General features: G+C 68.1%; 22 protein-coding genes and 2 tRNA genes. 13 read left to right on the top strand and 11 right to left on the bottom strand.

Annotation, left to right across the window (positions count from 1 at the left end; translation table 11 throughout):
- The first annotated feature begins 39 nt into the window (after positions 1–39).
- Positions 40–2,370, top strand: a complete 2,331-nt coding sequence (gene ligA / locus HD600_RS14085) for an NAD-dependent DNA ligase LigA (RefSeq protein ID WP_184284395.1) — start codon at positions 40–42, stop codon at positions 2,368–2,370.
- 40 nt (positions 2,371–2,410) lie between these two features.
- Here the strand turns inward: ligA and HD600_RS14080 are convergent, their stop codons facing one another.
- Genes HD600_RS14080 through HD600_RS14070 form a run of 3 tightly spaced genes read right to left on the bottom strand, consistent with a single transcriptional unit; the run spans position 2,411 to position 6,228 of the window.
- Entirely contained in the window at positions 2,411–2,686 is a 276-nt protein-coding gene (locus HD600_RS14080) for an acylphosphatase (protein WP_184284393.1), read from the bottom strand.
- A 40-nt stretch (positions 2,687–2,726) separates the two neighbouring features.
- Positions 2,727–4,478: a DEAD/DEAH box helicase gene (locus HD600_RS14075; RefSeq protein ID WP_260980508.1), complete on the bottom strand. Its 1,752-nt coding sequence runs from the start codon at positions 4,476–4,478 to the stop codon at positions 2,727–2,729.
- A 49-nt stretch (positions 4,479–4,527) separates the two neighbouring features.
- Entirely contained in the window at positions 4,528–6,228 is a 1,701-nt protein-coding gene (locus HD600_RS14070) for a long-chain-fatty-acid--CoA ligase (protein ID WP_184284391.1), read from the bottom strand.
- A gap of 59 nt (positions 6,229–6,287) precedes the next feature.
- Here HD600_RS14070 and gatC point away from each other — a divergent pair, with 59 nt between their 5' ends.
- The 6 genes from gatC to HD600_RS14040 all read left to right on the top strand — a co-directional run bounded on the left by gatC (position 6,288) and on the right by HD600_RS14040 (position 11,939).
- Positions 6,288–6,587, top strand: a complete 300-nt coding sequence (gene gatC, locus HD600_RS14065) for an Asp-tRNA(Asn)/Glu-tRNA(Gln) amidotransferase subunit GatC (RefSeq protein ID WP_144796310.1) — start codon at positions 6,288–6,290, stop codon at positions 6,585–6,587.
- The gene (gene gatA / locus HD600_RS14060; protein ID WP_184284389.1) at positions 6,584–8,101 is read left to right on the top strand and encodes an Asp-tRNA(Asn)/Glu-tRNA(Gln) amidotransferase subunit GatA; all 1,518 of its coding nucleotides are present in this window, start codon (positions 6,584–6,586) and stop codon (positions 8,099–8,101) included. The genes gatC and gatA overlap by 4 nt, the downstream gene beginning before the upstream one ends.
- Entirely contained in the window at positions 8,101–9,630 is a 1,530-nt protein-coding gene (gene gatB, locus HD600_RS14055) for an Asp-tRNA(Asn)/Glu-tRNA(Gln) amidotransferase subunit GatB (RefSeq protein ID WP_184284387.1), read from the top strand. The genes gatA and gatB overlap by 1 nt, the downstream gene beginning before the upstream one ends.
- Before the next feature lie 129 nt (positions 9,631–9,759).
- Positions 9,760–11,016 (top strand): DNA polymerase IV, encoded by a 1,257-nt coding sequence (dinB, locus tag HD600_RS14050; protein ID WP_184284385.1) that lies wholly within the window; start codon positions 9,760–9,762, stop codon positions 11,014–11,016.
- Between the two features lie 37 nt (positions 11,017–11,053).
- Positions 11,054–11,374 (top strand): hypothetical protein, encoded by a 321-nt coding sequence (locus HD600_RS14045; protein ID WP_184284377.1) that lies wholly within the window; start codon positions 11,054–11,056, stop codon positions 11,372–11,374.
- A complete protein-coding gene (locus HD600_RS14040; protein WP_184284375.1) occupies positions 11,358–11,939 on the top strand; it encodes a nucleoside/nucleotide kinase family protein in 582 nt (193 codons plus the stop codon). The genes HD600_RS14045 and HD600_RS14040 overlap by 17 nt, the downstream gene beginning before the upstream one ends.
- Here HD600_RS14040 and HD600_RS14035 read toward each other — a convergent pair whose 3' ends face one another.
- The 6 genes from HD600_RS14035 to orn all read right to left on the bottom strand — a co-directional run bounded on the left by HD600_RS14035 (position 11,940) and on the right by orn (position 14,562).
- The gene (locus tag HD600_RS14035) at positions 11,940–12,443 is read right to left on the bottom strand and encodes a DUF2017 family protein (protein WP_338402247.1); all 504 of its coding nucleotides are present in this window, start codon (positions 12,441–12,443) and stop codon (positions 11,940–11,942) included.
- A complete protein-coding gene (gene clpS / locus HD600_RS14030; RefSeq protein WP_144797073.1) occupies positions 12,440–12,724 on the bottom strand; it encodes an ATP-dependent Clp protease adapter ClpS in 285 nt (94 codons plus the stop codon). The genes HD600_RS14035 and clpS overlap by 4 nt, the downstream gene beginning before the upstream one ends.
- Before the next feature lie 8 nt (positions 12,725–12,732).
- Complete coding sequence (locus HD600_RS14025; RefSeq protein WP_184284371.1) at positions 12,733–13,080, bottom strand: metallopeptidase family protein; 348 nt, start codon at positions 13,078–13,080, stop codon at positions 12,733–12,735.
- 28 nt (positions 13,081–13,108) lie between these two features.
- Positions 13,109–13,735: a LysE family transporter gene (locus tag HD600_RS14020; RefSeq protein WP_184284370.1), complete on the bottom strand. Its 627-nt coding sequence runs from the start codon at positions 13,733–13,735 to the stop codon at positions 13,109–13,111.
- 88 nt (positions 13,736–13,823) lie between these two features.
- Positions 13,824–13,899 (bottom strand) — tRNA-His (locus HD600_RS14015).
- A gap of 36 nt (positions 13,900–13,935) precedes the next feature.
- Complete coding sequence (gene orn, locus HD600_RS14010; RefSeq protein WP_184284368.1) at positions 13,936–14,562, bottom strand: oligoribonuclease; 627 nt, start codon at positions 14,560–14,562, stop codon at positions 13,936–13,938.
- 53 nt (positions 14,563–14,615) lie between these two features.
- Between orn and HD600_RS14005 the strand changes: the two genes are divergently transcribed.
- Positions 14,616–14,687 (top strand) — tRNA-Arg (locus tag HD600_RS14005).
- A 2-nt stretch (positions 14,688–14,689) separates the two neighbouring features.
- Here the strand turns inward: HD600_RS14005 and HD600_RS14000 are convergent.
- A complete protein-coding gene (locus HD600_RS14000; protein WP_144796292.1) occupies positions 14,690–14,959 on the bottom strand; it encodes a hypothetical protein in 270 nt (89 codons plus the stop codon).
- A gap of 195 nt (positions 14,960–15,154) precedes the next feature.
- Here HD600_RS14000 and HD600_RS13995 point away from each other — a divergent pair, with 195 nt between their 5' ends.
- The 4 genes from HD600_RS13995 (at position 15,155) to HD600_RS13980 (ending at position 18,465) form a co-directional block, all read left to right on the top strand.
- The gene (locus HD600_RS13995) at positions 15,155–15,670 is read left to right on the top strand and encodes a single-stranded DNA-binding protein (protein WP_184284367.1); all 516 of its coding nucleotides are present in this window, start codon (positions 15,155–15,157) and stop codon (positions 15,668–15,670) included.
- A gap of 84 nt (positions 15,671–15,754) precedes the next feature.
- Positions 15,755–16,252, top strand: coding sequence for a DUF6993 domain-containing protein (locus HD600_RS13990; protein WP_260980506.1), 498 nt, complete (start codon positions 15,755–15,757; stop codon positions 16,250–16,252).
- Between the two features lie 58 nt (positions 16,253–16,310).
- Complete coding sequence (ettA, locus tag HD600_RS13985) at positions 16,311–17,990, top strand: energy-dependent translational throttle protein EttA (protein ID WP_144796288.1); 1,680 nt, start codon at positions 16,311–16,313, stop codon at positions 17,988–17,990.
- Entirely contained in the window at positions 17,983–18,465 is a 483-nt protein-coding gene (locus HD600_RS13980) for an acyl-CoA thioesterase (RefSeq protein ID WP_144796286.1), read from the top strand. The genes ettA and HD600_RS13980 overlap by 8 nt, the downstream gene beginning before the upstream one ends.
- A gap of 1 nt (position 18,466) precedes the next feature.
- Here the strand turns inward: HD600_RS13980 and HD600_RS13975 are convergent, their stop codons facing one another.
- Positions 18,467–19,354 (bottom strand): acyl-CoA thioesterase, encoded by an 888-nt coding sequence (locus HD600_RS13975; RefSeq protein WP_184284365.1) that lies wholly within the window; start codon positions 19,352–19,354, stop codon positions 18,467–18,469.
- Here HD600_RS13975 and HD600_RS13970 point away from each other — a divergent pair.
- Positions 19,353–20,087 carry a DUF8185 domain-containing protein gene (locus HD600_RS13970; protein WP_206705744.1) on the top strand — a complete coding sequence of 245 codons (735 nt, stop codon included), beginning with the start codon at positions 19,353–19,355 and terminating at the stop codon, positions 20,085–20,087. The genes HD600_RS13975 and HD600_RS13970 overlap by 2 nt on opposite strands.
- The last annotated feature ends 6 nt before the right edge of the window (positions 20,088–20,093 follow it).

The following is a 20,093-nucleotide window of genomic DNA, read 5'->3' as shown; positions in this document are numbered from 1 at the left end:
GCTCTCTCGGATGTCGGTGGGCGCTCGTAGACTGACGGGGTGCCGGAGAACATCTCACTCGAAGAAGCCCGCGTCGAGGCAGAAGAGCTGACCACACGCATCCTCGAGGCGAAGGATGCCTATTACGGCCGCGACACCTCGCTCGTCGATGACGCGACCTACGACGGGTGGATGCGCCGTCTCGAAGAGCTCGAGCGACTGCACCCCGAGCTTCAGGGCCAGGACTCACCGACGCAGATGGTCGGCGCGGCTGAGCAGACGGGGCTCGCCACGATCGAGCACGCCGAGCGGATGCTCAGCCTCGACAACGTGTTCTCCATCGATGAGCTGCGCGAATGGGCCGCCAAGGTGCGCGCCGCATCCGGCCGCGACATCGCCTGGCTGACCGAACTGAAGATTGACGGCCTCGCGATCAACCTGCGCTACGAGAACGGCGTGCTCACCTCGGCTGCGACCCGTGGAGACGGACGGGTGGGCGAGATCGTGACAGAGAACGCGTTGCGCCTCGCCGACATCCCCGAGCGGCTCAGCGGCGAGGGGCACCCCGCGATCGTCGAGGTGCGGGGCGAGGTGTTCATCCCCGTCGCGGCGTTCGAGCGTCTCAACGCCGCGCAGGCGGAGTTCCGCGATCGTGCCTACGAGGACGCCCGCGCCCGCTGGGAGGCCAGACGCGGCGCGAAGCGGCCGTTCGAGGAGGACAAGGCGCGTTCTGCCGCGGCGCGGCGGTTCCCCGCATTCGCCAACCCTCGCAACGCCGCCAGCGGTGGCCTTCGCCAGCAGATCGACAAGAAGGACGGTCTCGAACTCGAGGCGGGCCTGCTGCGGATCGAATCGCTCTCGCTCTACGTGCACGGTGTCGGAGCATGGCCGAACCCGCCCGTCGGTGCGCAGAGCGAGGTGTACGAGCTCCTGGCGTCCTGGGGGCTGCCGGTCAGCCCGCACTCCAAGGTGTGCGGCACGATCGACGAGGTCATCGGGTTCGTCGAGTACTTCGGCGAGCACCGGCACGACATCGAGCACGAGCTGGACGGCATCGTCGTCAAGGTCGACGAGCTCGCCCTGCACGACGAGCTCGGCATGACCAGCCGCGCGCCGCGGTGGGCCATCGCCTACAAGTACCCGCCAGAGGAGGTGCAGACGAAGCTCCTCGACATCGTCGTCTCGGTGGGGCGGACGGGGCGTGCGACACCGTTCGCGGTGATGGAGCCGGCGCATGTGGCCGGCTCGGTCGTGCGGCAGGCGACGCTGCACAACAAGGACGTCGTCAAGGCCAAGGGCGTTCTCATCGGTGACACGGTCGTGCTGCGGAAAGCCGGCGATGTGATCCCCGAGGTGCTCGGCCCCGTGGTCGAACGGCGTGACGGCACGGAGCGCGAGTTCGTCATGCCGGAGAACTGCCCGGAGTGCGGTACGCCGTTGCGCGCGATGAAGGAGGGCGACATCGACCTGCGATGCCCGAACGCGCGATCGTGCCCGGCTCAGGTGCGCGGCCGCGTCGAGCACATCGGGTCGCGCGGCGCTCTCGACATCGAGGCGCTGGGCGAGGTCACCGCCGCCGCACTCACGCAGCCGAGCGTTCCGGAGCAACCGCCGCTCGACACCGAAGCAGGGCTGTTCACCCTCACGCTCGAGCAGATCGTGCCGATCGAGGTCGTCGTCCGGGATGCCGAGACGGGCCTGCCCAAGGAGAACGACGACGGCGTGGTCAAGACGCGCTCTCCGTTCCGGCGCAACGCGACGGCGGCAGAGAAGAAGCAGGGCCTCGCCGCCATGCAGCCCTCGTCGCAGGCCACCAAGTTGCTCGCCGAGCTCGAGAAGGCGAAGACGAAGGAGCTGTGGCGGCTCCTCGTCGCGCTGAACATCCGTCACGTCGGTCCGGTGGCCGCCCGCGCCCTCGCGCAGTGGTTCGGCTCGCTCGAGGCGATCCGCAACGCCTCGCGTGATGAGCTCGCCGCCGTGGAAGGCGTCGGCGGCATCATCGCGGACTCGCTGAAGGACTGGTTCGAGGTCGACTGGCACATCGACATCGTCGAGCAGTGGGCTGCCGCTGGTGTGCAGTGGTCGACGCCGGGGCACCCTGGGCCCGGTGCCGCATCGGCCGAAGGCGGCGTGCTCGACGGCCTCACGGTCGTCGCGACCGGCTCACTCGAGGGCTACACGCGTGAGGGCGCGCAGGAAGCCATCATCAAGGCCGGAGGCAAGGCAGCCTCGAGCGTGTCGAAGAAGACCGACTTCGTGGCCGCAGGGCCGGGCGCGGGCTCCAAGCTCGGCAAGGCCGAGGAGCTCGGCATCCGTATCCTGGATGCCGCGCAGTTCCACATCCTCGTCACGCAGGGGCCCGCCGCCCTCGACGGTGACAGAGAGGTCTGAGACCCGCGACGACACGGAGGCTGAGACGCGACCCGCCGCGTCAGGCGGTGCTGCGGATCTCGAATCCCGCCGGAGCGATCGGATCGGCGGCGGTGACGATGACCTCGTCGACCCGCGCTGATGCCGGCCCCGCCCTCATCGCGTCGATCACCGACTCCACAGCGGCGATCGTGCCGTGGAGCTCAGCCTCGACGTCGCCGTCGCGAAGGTTGCGCGCCCATCCCGTGACGGCGTGCGCGTTCGCGGACTCCCGCACGAACCAGCGGAACCCGACCCCCTGCACGCGTCCGCGCACGATCACCCGCACCGATCTCATGCCACCAGGATGACATGAGGCCGGTGCGGCGACACGTGCGTCAGTTGCGATGGCGGGGCTTGCGGTCGCGACGCTCACCGTCGCGGCGACCAGGCGCCCCGCGGTCGGCCTTGATCTCGATGAGACGGCCGGAGATACGGGTGTCGCGGAGCTTGTCCAGCACCGAGGCATCCATGTTCGCCGGCAGCTCCACGATCGAGAAGTCCGGCTTGATGTTGATCGCACCGAAGTCGTCGCGGCCGAGGCCGCCCTCGTTGGCCAGGGCTCCGACGATCTGGCGCGGCTCCACGCGGTGCCGGCGACCGATCTCGATGCGGTACGGCGTGTAGTCGCCACGGCTGCGACGCTCACGCGGCTCGCGCGCCGGACGGGCCCGGTCGTCGCGTCGCGGACGGTTGTCCCGTTCCACGGCGGCGGTGAGGGCATCGTTGGCGGGGTCGAGCAGCAGAGGCGTCTCGCCCTGCGCGACCACGGCGAGCGCGGCGGCGACATCTGCCTCGGGGACGTCGTGGTTGCGCACGTAATGGCCGATGATGTCGCGGAACTTCTCGATCCGCTCGCTCTCGCCGAGAGCTGCCGTGATGGCGTCGTCGAAGCGCGCGAGGCGGGTCGTGTTGACGTCCTCCATGGTCGGCAGCTGCATCTGCGTCGGCTGCTGACGCGTGGCCTTCTCGATGTGCCCGAGCAGGTAGCGCTCACGGGGCGTGATGAAGCTGATCGCGTCTCCGGTGCGGCCGGCGCGGCCGGTGCGACCGATGCGGTGCACGTACGACTCCGTGTCGGTGGGGATGTCGAAGTTCACGACGTGGCTGATGCGCTCCACATCCAGGCCGCGGGCGGCCACGTCGGTCGCGACGAGGATGTCGAGCTTGCCGTCCTTGAGCTGGTTGACGCTGCGTTCACGCTGCACCTGCGGCACGTCGCCGTTGATCGCTGCAGCCGAGTACCCACGGGCACGGAGCTTCTCGGCGAGAGTCTCGGTCTCGTTCTTCGTGCGGACGAAGATGATCATGCCGTCGAAGTTCTCGACCTCGAGGATGCGGGTGAGCGCATCGACCTTCTGCTGGTACGAGACGACGAGGTACCGCTGCGTGATGTTCGTGTTGGTCGCGGTCTTCGACTTGACCGTGATCTCCTCGGCATCGCGCAGATACTTCTGCGCGAGACGGCGGATCTGCGCGGGCATGGTCGCGGAGAACAGAGCGACCTGCTTCTCCTCCGGGGTCTGGGCGAGGATCTGCTCGACGTCCTCGGCGAAGCCCATCTTCAGCATCTCGTCCGCCTCGTCCAGGACGAGGTACTTCAGCTCGGAGAGGTCGAGGGTGCCCTTGGCGAGGTGGTCCATGATGCGACCGGGGGTGCCGACGACGACATGGACGCCGCGCCGCAGCGCCGACAGCTGCACACCGTAGCCCTGCCCGCCGTAGACGGGGAGGACGTGGACGCCCTTCATCTTGCTCGCATACGACTCGAAGGCCTCGCAGACCTGGAGTGCGAGCTCGCGAGTGGGGGCGAGGACAAGGGCCTGAGGGGTCTTCTGTGCGGTGTCGAGGCGCTCGAGGACGGGAAGGGCGAATGCCGCCGTCTTGCCGGTACCGGTCTGGGCCATGCCGACGACGTCGCGTCCGCCGAGGAGGGTGGGGATCGTCGCCGCCTGAATCGGGGACGGGGTCTCGTAACCGAGGTCGCGGATCGCCTTCAGGACGGGGCCGGTGATACCGAGCTCCTCGAATCCGGGGATGGCGGGGGAGTCGTCGGCGGTCTCGTTCAGGGGTGCATCTTCAGGGGTCACTGACTAAAGGTAGCGCCCGTGACGTCCTGTTGTCTGGGAGAACGCGCTCTCAGCGGGAGCCGATGGCGGCGATGAGGTTCTCCTTGACCTGGCGGCGCAGGACCTTCCCGATCATCGACTTCGGCAGTTCGTCGACGACGAACAGACGTCGGGGCACCTTGTACGGCGTGAGGATGGTCCTGGCGAAGTCGCGGATCGCTTCCTCGTCGAGGTCGGCTCCTGGGCTGAGGACGACGGCCGCGGCGACCTCTTCGCCGGAGTGCTCGCTGGGCAGCCCCACCACCGCGACATCGTCGACGGACGGGTGCTGACGCAGGGCGCTCTCGACCTCGGTGGGGGAGACGTTGAACCCGCCCGTGATGATGAGTTCCTTGATCCGGTCGACGATGCGGACGAACCCGGCGTCGTCGATCGTGACAACGTCGCCGGTGCGGTACCACCCGTCGACGAACGCCTCCTGGGTCGCCTCCGGCTTCCCGTAGTACCCGGAGAACACCTGGGGGCCGCGGACGACGAGTTCGCCCGGTGCCCCGGGGGCGACGTCCTTTGTCGGGTCATCGGGATCGACCACGCGGCACTCGGTGCCGGGCAGGGGAAGTCCGACGGTACCGGCGACGCGGTGCTCGGCGACCGGGTTCGCCATGAGGACGGGGGAACACTCGCTCAGGCCGTACCCCTCCACGAGGTAGCCGCCGGTCGCCTCCTCGAACGGCACCACGAGCTCGTGCGGCAGCGCCATCGCGCCCGAGATCGCGATCCCGGTGCCCTTGAGAGAGACGCCGGCCGCCTCGGCGGCGCTCAGCATCCGCTCGGCGATCGGCGGCACGAGAGGGAGGAACGTCGGCGGGTGCTTCTTCACGACCGCGAGCACCAGCTCGGGGTCGAACTTGGGGAACAGCACCAGACGCGCGCCCATGGACATGGCGAACGTGAGACAGAGCGTGAGCCCGTATGCGTGGAACATCGGCAGCACCGCGTAGACGACGCATCCCTCGCCGCGCTGGATGGTGGGAACCCACGCCTGGGCCTGCGCGGCGTTCGAGAGCAGGTTGCGGTGGCTCAGCGAGGCGCCCTTGGGAGTGCCGGTGGTGCCGGAGGTGTACTGGATGATCGCGAGATCGTCCGTCCGCGGCATCGGATGCGACGGGGCGAGGGGCTTGGAGGCCACGATGCGTTCCCAGGAGATGGCCCCGCGCACCTTCTCGGTGAGTGCGGCTCTGGACGTGCGCGCCTTCGCGACGGGCAGCAGAAGTGCCGCCCGTGTGACGGCGGGCATCGCCTTGGTGATGTCGACGGAGATCAGAGAGGACACCGCGAGATCGCGGGGGAGCTCCTGCATGGTGTTCACGACCTTGCTCCACACGATCGCGTGCTTCGCGCCGTGGTCCTCGAACTGCTTGCGCAGCTCGCGCGCCGTGTACAGCGGGTTGTGTTCGACCACGACCGCACCGAGGCGCAGGATCGCGTAGAAGGCGATGATGTGCTGCGGGCAGTTCGGCAGCACGATCGCGACGGGGTCTCCTGCCCGAACGCCGAGCGCGTGCAGGCCCGCGGCCGCCCGGTCGATGGCAGCCTGCATCTGCGCGTAGGTGGTGACGCGACCGAAGAACTCCAGGGCCGGGGCGTCCGGGAAATCCCTCGCGGATGCCGCGACGATGTCGATGAGCGAGCCGGTCACCGGCGGCAGATCGGCCGGCACTCCCTCGGCGTAGCTGGCGATCCAGGGACGAGGGGGCTCGTACGTCGTCATCCCTCCAGCCTATTGCGACACGGCGGGGTGCTGCGCGGAGTGCCAACTAGACTGGAGTGGTGTCTGAAATCACCCCTGATCTTGTGCGCCATCTCGGCGTGCTCGCACGCATCCAGCTGAACGACGACGAGGTGACGCGGCTCACGGGCCAGCTCGACGCCATCGTCGACAACATCGCGAAGGTCTCGCAGGTCGCGACGCCCGAGGTGCGCGCGACGAGCCACCCCATCCCGCTCGCGAACGTGTTCCGCCCCGACGAGGTCGGCGAGACGCTCACGCACGAGCAGGTCCTGCAGAACGCCCCGGACGCCGCCGACGGGCGATTCCGCGTGACGGCGATCCTTGGGGAGGAGCAATGAGCGACATCATCCGCATGACCGCCGCCGAGCTCGCAGCGAAGCTCGGCTCGGGCGAGATCTCCAGCCGCGAGGCCACGCAGGCCCACCTCGATCGCATCGCCGCGGTCGACGGGGACGTGCACGCGTTCCTCCACGTCAACGAGGGGGCCATCGCCGCCGCTGACGCCGTCGACACTGCGCGAGCGGCCGGTGAGTCGCTGCATCCGCTCGCCGGCGTCCCGCTGGCGATCAAGGATGTCCTCGTCACCACCGACCAGCCGACCACGAGCGGTTCGAAGATCCTCGAGGGCTACCTGTCGCCGTATGACGCGACCGTCGTGGCGCGCTCGCGCGCCGCAGGTCTCGTGCCGCTGGGCAAGACGAACATGGACGAGTTCGCGATGGGCTCCTCGACGGAGCACTCCGCCTACGGTCCGACGCGCAACCCCTGGGACCTCGACCGTGTTCCCGGCGGCTCGGGTGGCGGTTCTGCAGCGGCCGTCGCCGCATTCGAGGCGCCGCTCGCGCTCGGCTCCGACACCGGCGGATCCATCCGCCAGCCGGCGCACGTCACCGGCACGGTGGGTGTGAAGCCGACGTACGGCGGCGTCAGCCGCTACGGGGCCATCGCCCTCGCGTCCAGCCTCGACCAGGTCGGCCCTGTCACTCGCACCGTGCTCGACTCCGGTCTGCTCCACGACGTCATCGCCGGCCACGACCCGCACGACTCGACGTCGCTCACCGACGCGTGGCCCTCCTTCGCGGATGCGGCGCGCGATGGCGCACGCGGCGATGTGCTCAAGGGACTCAAGGTCGGCATCATCAAGGAGCTCCCGGACTCCGGCTTCCAGCCGGGCGTGGCGGCCTCGTTCCGCGCGTCGCTGGATCTGCTCGAGGCGAACGGCGCCGAGATCGTCGAGATCTCCACGCCGCACTTCGAGTACGGGGTCGCCGCCTACTACCTGATCCTTCCCGCCGAGGCATCCAGCAACCTCGCCAAGTTCGACTCGGTGCGATTCGGCCTGCGGGTGACGCCGGAGGGCGGTGCGACCGTCGAGGACGTCATGTCCGCCACGCGCGACGCCGGTTTCGGCGACGAGGTCAAGCGCCGCATCATCCTCGGGACCTATGCGCTCTCCGCGGGATACTACGACGCGTACTACGGCAGCGCCCAGAAGGTGCGGACGCTCATCCAGCAGGACTTCGACAGCGCCTTCGCGCAGGTCGACGTGATCGCCACGCCATCGGCGCCGACGACCGCGTTCAAGATCGGCGAGAAGATCGACGACCCGCTGCAGATGTATCTCAACGACGTCACCACGATCCCGGCGAACCTCGCCGGTGTCCCGGGGATCTCGATCCCGTCCGGCCTGTCCGACGATGACGGTCTGCCCGTCGGCATCCAGTTCCTCGCCCCGGCGCGTGAGGACGCCCGTCTGTACAGGGTCGGTGCCGCGCTCGAGACCGCACTGGTCGACTCGTGGGGAGCCCCGCTGCTCACCCGCGCACCCCAGCTCTCAGGAGGGAACCGCTGATGGCCGCGGCAAAGCTGATGGACTATGACAAGGCCCTCGAGATGTTCGAGCCGGTGCTCGGCTTCGAGGTGCACGTCGAGCTCAACACGAACACCAAGATGTTCTCGGCGGCCCCGAACCCGGCCAATGAGAAGTATCACGCCGCGGCGCCGAACACCCTCATCGCTCCGGTGGACCTCGGTCTCCCAGGCGCGATGCCCGTCGTCAATGAGACCGCGATCCGGTCGTCGATCAGCCTCGGCCTCGCGCTGAACTGCTCGATCGCCGAGTCGAGCCGGTTCGCTCGGAAGAACTACTTCTACCCCGACCTCGGCAAGAACTACCAGATCTCCCAGTACGACGAGCCCATCGCCTACGAGGGCTCCGTCGAGGTCGAGCTCGAGGACGGCACGCTCGTCACTGTGCCGATCGAGCGCGCGCACATGGAGGAGGACGCCGGAAAGCTCACCCACATGGGTGGCGCGACAGGCCGCATCCAGGGGGCGGAGTACTCGCTGGTGGACTACAACCGCGCCGGTGTCCCGCTCGTGGAGATCGTCACCAAGACGATCTTCGGCGCGGAGCACCGGGCTCCTGAGGTCGCCAAGGCCTACGTGTCGACGATTCGCGACATCGTGCGCAGCCTCGGCATCTCCGAGGCGCGGCTGGAGCGCGGCAACCTCCGCTGCGACGCGAACGTGTCGTTGCGCCCGCGCGTCGCCGAGGGCGAGGAGCCCGCGCCGCTCGGAACGCGCACCGAGACGAAGAACGTCAACTCCATGCGCTCCGTGGAGCGCGCCGTGCGGTACGAGATCCAGCGTCAGGCGCAGATCCTCGCCGACGGCGGCACCATCACGCAGGAGACGCGGCACTGGCATGAGGACACCGGCACGACCTCGCCGGGTCGGCCGAAGTCCGACGCCGACGACTACCGCTACTTCCCCGAGCCGGACCTGCTGCCCGTGCAGCCCGACCCCGCCCTCATCGAGGAACTGCGTGCGGCCCTCCCGGAGCAGCCGGTCACCCGACGACGTCGTTTGAAGGCGGAGTGGGGCTTCACCGACCTCGAGTTCCAGGACGTGCGCAACGGCAACCTGATCGACGAGGTCGAAGCGACCATCGCCGCAGGTACCACCCCGGCTGCGGCGCGCAAGTGGTGGACGGGAGAGATCTCCCGCCTCGCCAACGCACAGGAGAAAGACGCCTCGGCGCTCATCACGCCCGAGAACGTCGCCGCGCTGCAGAAGCTCGTCGACGAGGGCACCCTCACCGACAAGCTCGCTCGTCAGGTCCTCGAGGGCGTCATCGCCGGCGAAGGAACGCCGCAGGAGGTCGTGGACGGCCGTGGACTCGCCGTCGTCTCCGATGACGGCGCGCTCGTCGCCGCGATCGACGAGGCTCTGGCCGCGCAGCCGGACGTGATGGCGAAGATCAAGGACGGCAAGGTGCAGGCTGCCGGTGCGATCATCGGTGCGGTCATGAAGGCGATGAAGGGTCAGGCGGATGCCGCGCGCGTGCGCGAACTGATCCTCGAGCGCGCAGCGCAGTAGTACATTCTCCGCCCTGTCGGGCGGAACTCTCTCGGACGGGAGGGGCGGATCAGGCATCCGCTCCTCCCGTCGCTGCGTCGTCCGCCGATACGTGCGGCCGATGTCGGCGGCCTGCGGGAGAATGGATGCATGGGGCGCGGCGATGGACGAGGCCGCATCGTCTCACCGGACGGTGCGGACGACACCGGCACCCGGATCCTGCACGTGGACATGGACGCGTTCTACGCGGCTGTCGAGATCCTCGACGATCCGTCGCTCGCCGGACTGCCCCTCATCATCGGCGCGCCGGACGGCCGCTCCGTCGTCTCCAGTGCGTCGTATGAGGCGCGCAGGTACGGAGTGCGGGCGGCCATGCCCGTCGGGCAGGCGATGCGTCTGTGCCCGACGGCGAGAATCGTCACGCCCCACTTCGACCGCTACCAGGCGGTCTCCAGACAGGTCATGGCGGTCTTCGAATCCATCACCCCGCTGGTCGAGCCGCTCTCGGTGGACGAGGCGTTCCTCGACGTCCAAGGGGTCAGGCGGCTGTGGGGCAGTCCAGGTCGTATCGCTCGTCTCGTGCGCGAGCGGGTTCACGCCGAGGTGGGGATCACCTGCAGCGTGGGGGTCGCGGCGACCAAGCACGTCGCGAAGATGGCGTCGACGCTCTCCAAGCCGGACGGGCTGCTCATCGTCGCCGCAGCCGACACCGTCGACTTCCTCTCGCCTCGGTCTGTGCGGGCCATGTGGGGTGTCGGACCCAAGGCATCCGACGCTCTGGAGGCCAGGGGGATCCGCACGATCGGAGACATCAGGGAGTCGCCGCAGGAGATGTTGGACCGCGCCGTGGGGCCCGCGCTCGGCGCGCGTATCGCGCAGCTCGCGCGTGGAGAAGATCCGCGTGCGGTCGAGACCGAGCGCGTGGAGAAGAGCGTGGGCCACGAGGAGACGTTCGAGGTGGACGTCACCGATCGGGAGTTCGTCCGAGCCGAGCTGCTCCGTCTCGCGGACCGCGTGGCGGCGAGGCTTCGTCGTGCGGACTGGGAGTGCGCGACGGTGGCCATCAAGATCCGATTCGACGACTTCACCACGCTCACCAGGTCGCAGACGCTTCCGGAACCGACGTCCGTCGGACAGCGGATCGGCGAGGCCGCGCAGACGCTCTATGAGTCGATCGACCGCCGCGATCCTGTGCGGTTGGTCGGTGTGCGCGCGGAGAAGCTGCGACCGGCCGGCAGTGCCGCGTTCGCCCTGTGGGACGACGACGAGCACTGGCGCAAGGTCGAGGGAGCACTCGACGACGCGCGGGCGAGGTTCGGCAACGCGACCATCACCCGCGCCCGCCACGTCGGGCGCGGCGACGGGCGCGGCGCAGCGCGGCATCCGAAGGATCACGGGGTCGATTGATCTCCCGGCTGCGGCCTTCGTCCAGTAGCGTTGGACCATGCCGAACATCGCACTGGACCTCGGAAAGCAAGTCACCTCCTTCGGCGTGAGGAGCGCCTACGGTGAGCCTCAGGACGTCGATGGGGTCAGCATCACGCCGGTGGCGCTGACCTGGGCCGGCTTTGGCGGTGGCGCCGACGAGAACGACAACGGTGGTGGCGGCGGCGGAGGCGTGTCCATTCCGATCGGCGTATACATCCGTCGCGAAGAAGGAGTGCGCTTCGAGCCGAACATCGTCTCGTTGCTCGCCGTCGGCATCCCGTTCGTCTGGGTCGCCGGGCGCGCGCTTGCACGTGTGATCCGTGCCCTCAAGAAGTAACGACCCGGTCCGACAGGCGCTGCAGGCCGGTGCCGTGCGCGTCGTCGACGCGATCGTGGCAGTGGAGGCCTCGAACCCGGTCGTCGTGATCGACGGCCGTGCGGGAGCGGGGAAGACCACACTGTCGCGCATGGTCGCCGCAGCATGGCCGCTGGCCGGACGCCCACAACTCATCGCTCTGGACTCGCTCTACCCGGGCTGGGACGGGCTCGACGCGGGCGTCGAGAGCGCGCTTCACGACGTGCTGCGACCGCACGCCCGCGGACTGTTGAGTACCTGGCGGCGGTGGGACTGGGAGCTCGAGGGCCCGGCGGAGGCACACGCCGTCTCGCCCGCTCTCGGAGTGATCCTCGAGGGGTGCGGCGCCCTGAATCCGGCGTCCGCGCGTCTGGCGGACGTGCGGGTCTGGGCCGATGCCCCCACGGAGTCTCGGAAGCGTCGCGCGCTCGATCGCGACGGCGACGGATTCCGACCGTATTGGGATCGCTGGGCCGCCCAGGAGGAACATCACATCCGGCGTCACGCGCCCGCGGAGTTGGCGGACGTGGTCATCCGGATCCCGTGATCATGCAGGACCTGGGTCCTCGTCCATCGCATCCGCGATGGCGATGAGCCCGTCGAGTCGATATGCGAGCCAGTCGTACACCCCGAAGCGGACGTCTGCGGCGTCATGCTCGTCATCGTCGGTGATCCCGAGTCGCGTCGCGATCACCAGTCGGAGGGCGGTGAGGGTGCGCAGCCATGCATCCATGTCGTGCTGAGGGATGCTGACGCTCACCTGATCCGCCTCCGGCGGGCCGGGTACGGCCTCATCTGCGAGCGGCAGAAGCGCACGCCGGACCACCGCGGCATCGGCGGTGCGGCGGTCCAGGAGGTCGTCGCGGGTCGCGGATGAGAACTCGAGCGTGGCCTCGACGTCGTCCGGGTAGGGCGACGGCACGAGCCGTTCGACCGCGGGGTCGATGCTCTGGTCGGCGTCCTCGATGACGGTCATGAGATCGTCGACGAGGCCGAGCAGGTGCTCGATCTCGATGCGTGCCAGACGATAGATCACGCTGCGTTCGGTCACACCGGTGCCTTGCGAACGGTCGCCCACAGACCGTAGTCGTGCATCGCCTGCGCATGGACCTCCATGGTCTCGCGCGGCCCGGTGGCGACGATCGCGTGACCGTCGTGGTGGACGGCCAGCATGAGGGTCGTCGCATGCTCGAGTGAGTACCCGAAGTACGTCCGGAAGACTCGGACGACATAGCTCATCAGATTCACGGGGTCGTTCCAGACGACGACCTGCCACGGCTCGAGCGGGGCGGCCTGAAGGTCGACGGCCTCGTCGAGGCCCGGCGCGGACATCGGTGTGCTCATGCCCAGCCCATCTCGTGCAGTTGTTCGTCTTCGATTCCGAAGTAGTGTGCGATCTCGTGGACGAGAGTCGTGTGCACCTCGTCCCTGAGCTCGGCCTCATCGGTGGCATGGGCGAGATGCGGCTCCCGGTAGACGATGATGCGGTCGGGAAGCTCGCCCATCCCGTAGTGACCGCGCTCCGTCAGCGCGAGCCCGTCGTAGAGGCCGAGCAGATCGAGACTGCCGTCTTCAGGGCGATCCTCGACGACGAACACGACATTGTCGAGTCCGTCGACCATTTCGTCGGGCAGCCGGTCGAGCTCGTCCACGACGAGTTGCTCGAAGGTCGCAGCATCCATCTCCATCGTCGACAAGCCTACGCGGGCGAACACGTCAGCGGATGAAGAGGAGCAGGCCCGCCACCAGGAGGAAGAGGGAACCGAAGAGGACGTTGAGCACTCGCACGCCACGTCGCGTTCGCGTGAGCGCACGGAAGGGACGCGCGGCGGTGGCGAAGAAGCCCCACATCACGATCACGTCGACGATGACGACCGTGCCGATGAGGATCACGTACTGGGGAAGGGCCGGCTCGTCGAGCCGGATGAACTGCGGCACGAAGGCGAGGAAGAAGACGATCGCCTTCGGGTTGAGCACGTTCACCCAGAACCCGCGCCTGATCATCGACAGCCGTCCTTCCCGCGAGGGTGCGGTGCCGTCGGATGCGGCCGGCTCGGGAACGTGCGCGAGGATCATGCGGATACCGAGGAAGACGAGATACGCCGCGCCGGTGTACCGGATGATGTCGAACAGCACGGGGGAGCGGGACACGAGAAGTCCGACTCCGGCGGCGATGATGACGACGTGGACGATGAGCGCGAGCTGCTGCCCGATCACGCCCCACACGGAGCGGCGCCAGCCGTGCGCGAGGGCGTTGGACATGGTGTTGATGGCGCCGGCGCCCGGTGTGAAGCTGATGACAAGGGATGCTGCGAGCAGTGAGAACCAGACAGTCAGCGACACCAGTCGATTCTAGATCGTGGGCCGGGGGCGACCTGGACGGCGACGGGTATGACGAAGGCCCGGACCGATGGGTCCGGGCCTTCGTGAGTGGGGTGGCTGACGGGGCTTGAACCCGCGACCCCCGCGACCACAACGCGGTGCTCTACCAACTGAGCTACAGCCACCATGTGCCGGTCGGAACAGGCAACCAGACGATTCTATTACACATCCGAGGTGAACGATGACACGGTGCGCTCGGCGATCGCGCGTGCCTCATCGCTGGTCGGTCCCGGCTCCGCGACGAAGACCGCTTCGCGGTAATACTGCATCTCGCGGATGGACTCCAGGATGTCGGCGAGGGCACGGTGGCCGCCGTCCTTCGCGGGCGCCTGGAAGAACACCCTCGGGTACCAGCGCCGCGAGAGCTCCTTGACGCTGGAGACATCGACGTTGCGATAGTGCAGCCACTGGTCGATCTGGGGCATGTACTTCGCGAGGAACATCCGGTCGGTGCCGATCGTGTTCCCCGCCAGCGGTGCCTTGCGCTCGACCGGGACGAAGCGCTTGATGTACGCCAGGGTCTGTTCCTCGGCATCGGCGAGCGACACGCCGCTCGGGATCTCCTCGATCAGGCCGGAGGTGGTGTGCATGTTCGTGACGAACTCGCCCATGTTGGCCAGGGCCGCGTCGCTGGGGTTGATCACGATCTGGAAACCGGGGTCGACCGGTCGCAGTTCGAAATCCGTCACCACCACGGCGATCTCGACGAGCTCATCGACGGAGAGGTCGAGCCCCGTCATCTCGCAGTCGATCCAGACGAGGCGGTCGTTCTCGGAGGCAGATACCATCCTCATATTCTAGTGAGGGCACGGACATCAGCCCTGCTACCGTAGATGTGCTCGCCTCCGTAGCTCAGTGGAAGAGCATCGGTCTTCTAAGCCGTTGGTCGCAGGTTCGAACCCTGCCGGGGGCGCTTCATCCGTTGCGCAACGCCTGCACCGCGTCGTCGGCGTGCCAGAAGGAGCCGACGAGCCGGAACGCACCGGATGGCAGGTGAAGGCGCTCTGCGTGGTAGCGCAGCCCCTGCGGTTCGGCGCCGACACGCAGATGGCCGAGGATGCGCCCTGATGCGTCCTGCACACGCCAGAGGTGATCGGAGGCGCGCACCAGACGTTCGCGCTTCGACGTCAGTCGGGGTGGCGTGAAGATATCGGTGGCAGTGGTGCGGAGAGTCGTGGATGTCATCGCTTTGCTCCTTTCGGTTCGAACATACGACCGACCACGGACATTTCGGCGTGCTCGGGCAGCCCACTCATCGCTCACCGGGGTGGGCTGCACGATGGTTGTCCACATGACTCGCGATCGAGCGTCCTCCGCCGCGGAGAGACGCGGCACCCTGGGCTGAGCCGGGCACGCCCCGGGACCACCGAGGAGACCGATATGAACGACACCGTGACGATCCTGGGCCGCGTGGGCGGCGACCCGAACCGCAGCGAGACGACCACCGGCGTTCCGGTGGTGAACTTCCGCGTCGCCAGCCCCCAGCGCCGGTTCGATCAGAAGACCCAGACGTGGATCGAGACCGGTACGAACTGGTACAACGTCTCCGCGTTCCGGCAGCTCGCAGAGCACGCGAAATCCTCACTGCACTCCGGTGACGGTGTGATCGTCACGGGCCGCCTGAAGCTCCGCGAGTGGGAGAGCGGGGGCAGGAAGGGGCTGAGCGCCGACATCGATGCGGACGCGATCGGTCACGACCTCCGGTGGGGTGCGAGCGCGTACGTGAAGGCGCGTAGCAGTGCTGTTCCCGCGCCGTCAGGTGCACAGCCTGCGCATTCGCCCTCTGCCGTGACCGATGACTCCGCTGTACCGGACGATCCTTTCGCGCAGGCATCCGCCGACCCGGCCGAGAGCGAGTCCGTCTTCGCCGGCGACGAATGGAAAGCCGAGGACTGACGCTGTGCGGACCCTGTGGCTCGGGCACCGGTGCGCCACCTGACCGGAGGCGACGTCGGCGAGGTGTGCACTTAGGATCGAAGCGTGCCTCGTCGACCAACCGCCCTCCGTCCGCGAATCGCCGTCGTCGCACTCCTGATGGCGATCGGGATCGGGACGGCAGCATGCGCCCCGGAGCCGGACCCGGCCCCTTCCCCCGTTGCTTCTCCGACCGCCACCCCTGAGCCGTCGCCGACGGCAGTCGGCCCCGTGTTCACCCCCGACGGCACCGCGGAGGACAACCTGCCCCTTTTCACCGCCGTCACCGCCGAGGTGTGGGCCGCATCGGGCAGTTCCTCCGGGAGGGCCTACATCGACGCGCTGGTGGCCGCCGGGTTCGACAAGGCGGACATGCAGGTCACGCAAGACCTCTCCACCGTCGGCAACGCGGCCGAGAGCATCCAGTTCTCCGTCCGCTGGGGTGACGCGGAATGCCTGATCGGGCAGGTCGGGCCATCCACCGGCGAACCGGTCACGGCAGTGATGGATCAACTCGCCGAGGGACGCTGTCTCATCGGTGACACGCGGCCGATCGACTGGTGAACTCCAGCGGGTAGGCTGGAGAGTCGATCTTCGACGCCAACAGAAGGAGCGGTTTTCGGTGGCTGAGTACATCTATTCGATGGTGCGTGCACGCAAGGCGGTGGGCGAGAAGCTCATCCTCGACGACGTGACGATGTCCTTCCTTCCCGGAGCGAAGATCGGTATGGTCGGCCCGAACGGCGCCGGCAAGTCCACGATCCTCAAGATCATGGCCGGCCTCGACCAGCCGTCCAACGGCGAGGCGAAGCTCACTCCGGGGTTCACGGTCGGCATCCTCATGCAGGAGCCGGAGCTCGATGAGTCCAAGACCGTGCTGGAGAACATCCAGGACGGCGTCGCCATCAAGGCCAAGCTCGACCGCTTCAACGAGATCTCGGCGCAGATGGCGGACCCGGACGCTGACTTCGACACGTTGCTCGCAGAGATGGGTGTGCTGCAGGAGGAGATCGACGCCGCAGACGGTTGGGACCTCGACTCCCAGCTGGAGCAGGCCATGGACGCGCTGCGCACCCCTCCGGCTGACGCGGCGATCGCACCGCTCTCCGGAGGTGAGAAGCGCCGCGTGGCGCTGGCGAAGCTCCTTCTCCAGAAGCCCGACCTTCTGCTTCTCGACGAGCCGACCAACCACCTCGACGCCGAGAGCGTGCTCTGGCTCGAGCAGCACCTGCAGGCGTACAAGGGTGCCGTCATCGCCATCACCCACGACCGGTACTTCCTCGACAACGTCGCCGAATGGATCGCGGAGGTCGACCGCGGTCGGCTCATCGGGTACGAGGGCAACTACTCCACTTACCTCGAGAAGAAGGCCGAGCGCCTCGACATCCAGGGCAAGAAGGACGCCAAACTCGCCAAGCGTCTCAAGGACGAGCTCGAGTGGGTGCGATCGAGCGCCAAGGGGCGTCAGACCAAGTCCAAGGCGCGCCTCGCACGTTATGAGGAGATGGCGGCGGAGGCCGAGCGCACCAGGAAGCTCGACTTCGAGGAGATCCAGATTCCCGCCGGGCCGCGTCTGGGCAACGTCGTGATCGAGGCCAAGAAGCTCAAGAAGGGCTTCGGCGACCGCGTCCTCATCGACGGACTGAGCTTCAGCCTGCCGCCCAACGGCATCGTCGGCATCATCGGTGCCAACGGTGTGGGAAAGACGACGCTGTTCAAGACGATCGTCGGCCTCGAGCCCCTCGACGGCGGCGACCTGAAGATCGGCGAGACGGTCAAGATCAGCTACGTCGACCAGTCCCGCGCGAACATCGACCCCGACAAGAACCTGTGGGAGGTCGTCTCCGACGGTCTCGACTTCATCACCGTCGGGAAGACCGAGATCCCGTCGCGGGCGTACGTGTCCAAGTTCGGCTTCAAGGGACCGGACCAGCAGAAGAAGGCCGGCGTGCTCTCCGGTGGTGAGCGCAACCGCCTGAACCTCGCTCTGACGCTCAAGGAGGGCGGCAACCTGCTGCTCCTCGACGAGCCGACCAACGACCTCGACATCGAGACCCTGAGCTCTCTCGAGAACGCTCTGCTCGAGTTCCCCGGCTGCGCCGTGGTCATCACGCACGACCGGTGGTTCCTCGACCGCATCGCCACCCACATCCTCGCCTACGAGGGCACGGACGAGAACCCCGCGCAGTGGCACTGGTTCGAGGGCAACTTCGAGGCGTACGAGAAGAACAAGATCGAGCGTCTCGGCCCGGACGCCGCGAACCCGCACCGTTCGACGCACCGCAAGCTCACGCGTGACTGAGGGACGACGTCTTCATCTCCCCATCCAACTGAGGTGGGGAGATCTCGACGCGTTCAACCACGTGAACAACACGTCGATGCTGAAGCTCCTCGAGGAGGCCCGCGTGCGGGCCTTCTGGAAGGCGGACCCGGGGGAGGACGCCCCGGAGACGGCGGTGCTCGCCGCCGGGATCGACGCGGGCGTGCTCACGCTCATCGCCCGGCAGGAGATCGAGTACTTCGCGCCCGTTCCGTACCAGCGTCGACCGTTGGACGTGCAGATGTGGTTCGGCAAGCTCGGTGGGTCCAGCATCGACGTCTGCTACGAGGTGTACAACGATCCCGCGTCCGCGGAGCGCATCCTGTATGCGCGTTCGACGGCCGTCGTCGTCCTCGTCGATGCCGCGTCGGGACGTCCGACGCGCATCACCGACGAGATGCGCCAGGTGTGGTCTCCGTATCTCGGCGCGCCCGCCGAGTACACCCACCGCCGCTAGGTCAGCCGGCGTCCGGCACGCGCACCATGACCTCCTGCGTGACGCTGGCGGCCAGGATGCCGTCGCGGGTGTAGATGCGCCCGGCTGCCAGTCCCCGGCCGCCACGGGCGTTCGGGGACTCCTGGACGTACAGCAGCCACTCGTCCACTCGTGCCGGCCGGTGCCACCACATGGCGTGGTCGAGGCTCGCGACCTTCAGGCCCGGTGTCGCCCAGTGGACGCCATGGGCTCGGAGGATGGACTCCTGGATCGTCATGTCGCTGAGATAGGCCAGCGCAGCGCGGTGCAGCGTCTGATCGCCGGGCAGCGGCGCACGCATGCGCATCCAGACCGCCTGGTGCGGCACGCGCGCGCCGTCGACGGCGAGGTAGATCGGCGCTTCGACGTGGCGGGTGTCGACCGGACGGTCGGCGAGCATGCGCAGAGCGCGCGGATCCGCCCCGTCGACGAGCATCTCATCCGGCGCGAGGTCCTCGGGAGCAGGAACCCCCTCCGGCATGGGGGCGGCATGCTCGAGACCCGGCGCCTCGTCCTGGAACGACGCGATCATCGAGAAGATCGGAACGCCGTTCTGATACGCCTGGGCGCGGCGCGTCGAGAAGGATCGTCCGTCATGGATGCGGTCGACCGAGATGGTCACGCCCTGCGTGGAGTCGCCGGGGCGCAGGAAATAGCCGTGCATGGAATGCGCGGCGCGATCGGACGACAGCGTCCGCTCCGCGGCCAGCAATGACTGTCCGAGCACCTGACCGCCGTAGATCCGCCCGGTGGGCATGGGATGCGAACGACCCGTGAAGATGTCCTCCGTCGTCCGTGCACTGCTCTCATCGAGATCGAGCACGTCGAGCAGGTTGTCGACGGACGCCTGAGCCCGTTCCTCTGCGCTCATGGCGCTCCTCCCCGCGACCGCACGTCGCGTCCTTGGTAGTTTAGAACGCGTGCAGCCTCGACTCGTCCTCGCCGATTCCGACACGGCGAGCGACGTCCTGACGTTCCTCGGCCGCGCCAACCTCGTCTCCGACGACGGGATCCGTCTGCAGGCCGCAGGCGGGGTGCTCGCCATGACTGCCGCCGCTCTCGCACCGCAGGGACTGTTCGACCAGTCCCCGACGGTGCTCGCGATGCGGATCGTGCACGCCGACCCGGAGCTGGAGTGCGACATCGTCGTCGACGAGCTCACCCGAGACGACGACGAGCGGATGCTGCGTCTGCCGGAGACGGGCAGATCTCCTGCGTGGGCGGGCATCGCCCCGCCGAGGGGTGGCTGGGCGTCGATGGGCGCGCTGGATGCCGCCACCATCGCGCAGCGTGCGCAGTGGGGCATCTCAGCTGTCGCGCGGGGCACTCCGCCCGGTGCGGGCGAGGACGCGGTCCGCACGCTGCGCGCGTCGATCTGGGGAGAGCCCGACGACGAGCTGCAGGAGCTCCCACGCGGCGTGGCGTTCGCCGCACATGCGTTCGGATTCATCTCGGGCGAGGAGTCCGTGTCGGTGACGGCATCCGGTCGATGGACACGACTGGCCTTCCGACGCGGGCACGTGCTCACGCGCGGACCGGCGGTGAGCGGCCTCACCGCTGTGCGCTCCACCGGCCGAACGCAGGATTCGTCGCCGGCCGTCTGACCCTGC

Origin of the sequence: Microbacterium ginsengiterrae (assembly GCF_014205075.1) — a bacterium.
Lineage (GTDB): Bacteria > Actinomycetota > Actinomycetes > Actinomycetales > Microbacteriaceae > Microbacterium > Microbacterium ginsengiterrae.
Note: the sequence above shows the minus strand (reverse complement) of the source record. Positions and strands in the feature narration are given on the sequence as shown.

Coding starts and splice junctions, on each gene's coding strand:
- HD600_RS13970 (WP_206705744.1), top strand. CDS start 19,353: ATGGCGCTCCTCCCCGCGACCGCACGTCGCGTCCTTGGTAGTTTAGAA.
- gatB (WP_184284387.1), top strand. CDS start 8,101: ATGGCCGCGGCAAAGCTGATGGACTATGACAAGGCCCTCGAGATGTTC.
- HD600_RS14045 (WP_184284377.1), top strand. CDS start 11,054: ATGCCGAACATCGCACTGGACCTCGGAAAGCAAGTCACCTCCTTCGGC.
- HD600_RS14000 (WP_144796292.1), bottom strand. CDS start 14,959: ATGACATCCACGACTCTCCGCACCACTGCCACCGATATCTTCACGCCA.
- HD600_RS14080 (WP_184284393.1), bottom strand. CDS start 2,686: ATGAGATCGGTGCGGGTGATCGTGCGCGGACGCGTGCAGGGGGTCGGG.
- orn (WP_184284368.1), bottom strand. CDS start 14,562: ATGGTATCTGCCTCCGAGAACGACCGCCTCGTCTGGATCGACTGCGAG.
- HD600_RS13975 (WP_184284365.1), bottom strand. CDS start 19,354: ATGAGCGCAGAGGAACGGGCTCAGGCGTCCGTCGACAACCTGCTCGAC.
- HD600_RS14070 (WP_184284391.1), bottom strand. CDS start 6,228: ATGACGACGTACGAGCCCCCTCGTCCCTGGATCGCCAGCTACGCCGAG.
- gatA (WP_184284389.1), top strand. CDS start 6,584: ATGAGCGACATCATCCGCATGACCGCCGCCGAGCTCGCAGCGAAGCTC.
- dinB (WP_184284385.1), top strand. CDS start 9,760: ATGGGGCGCGGCGATGGACGAGGCCGCATCGTCTCACCGGACGGTGCG.
- HD600_RS13995 (WP_184284367.1), top strand. CDS start 15,155: ATGAACGACACCGTGACGATCCTGGGCCGCGTGGGCGGCGACCCGAAC.
- HD600_RS14025 (WP_184284371.1), bottom strand. CDS start 13,080: ATGGAGATGGATGCTGCGACCTTCGAGCAACTCGTCGTGGACGAGCTC.
- clpS (WP_144797073.1), bottom strand. CDS start 12,724: ATGTCCGCGCCGGGCCTCGACGAGGCCGTCGACCTTCAGGCCGCCCCG.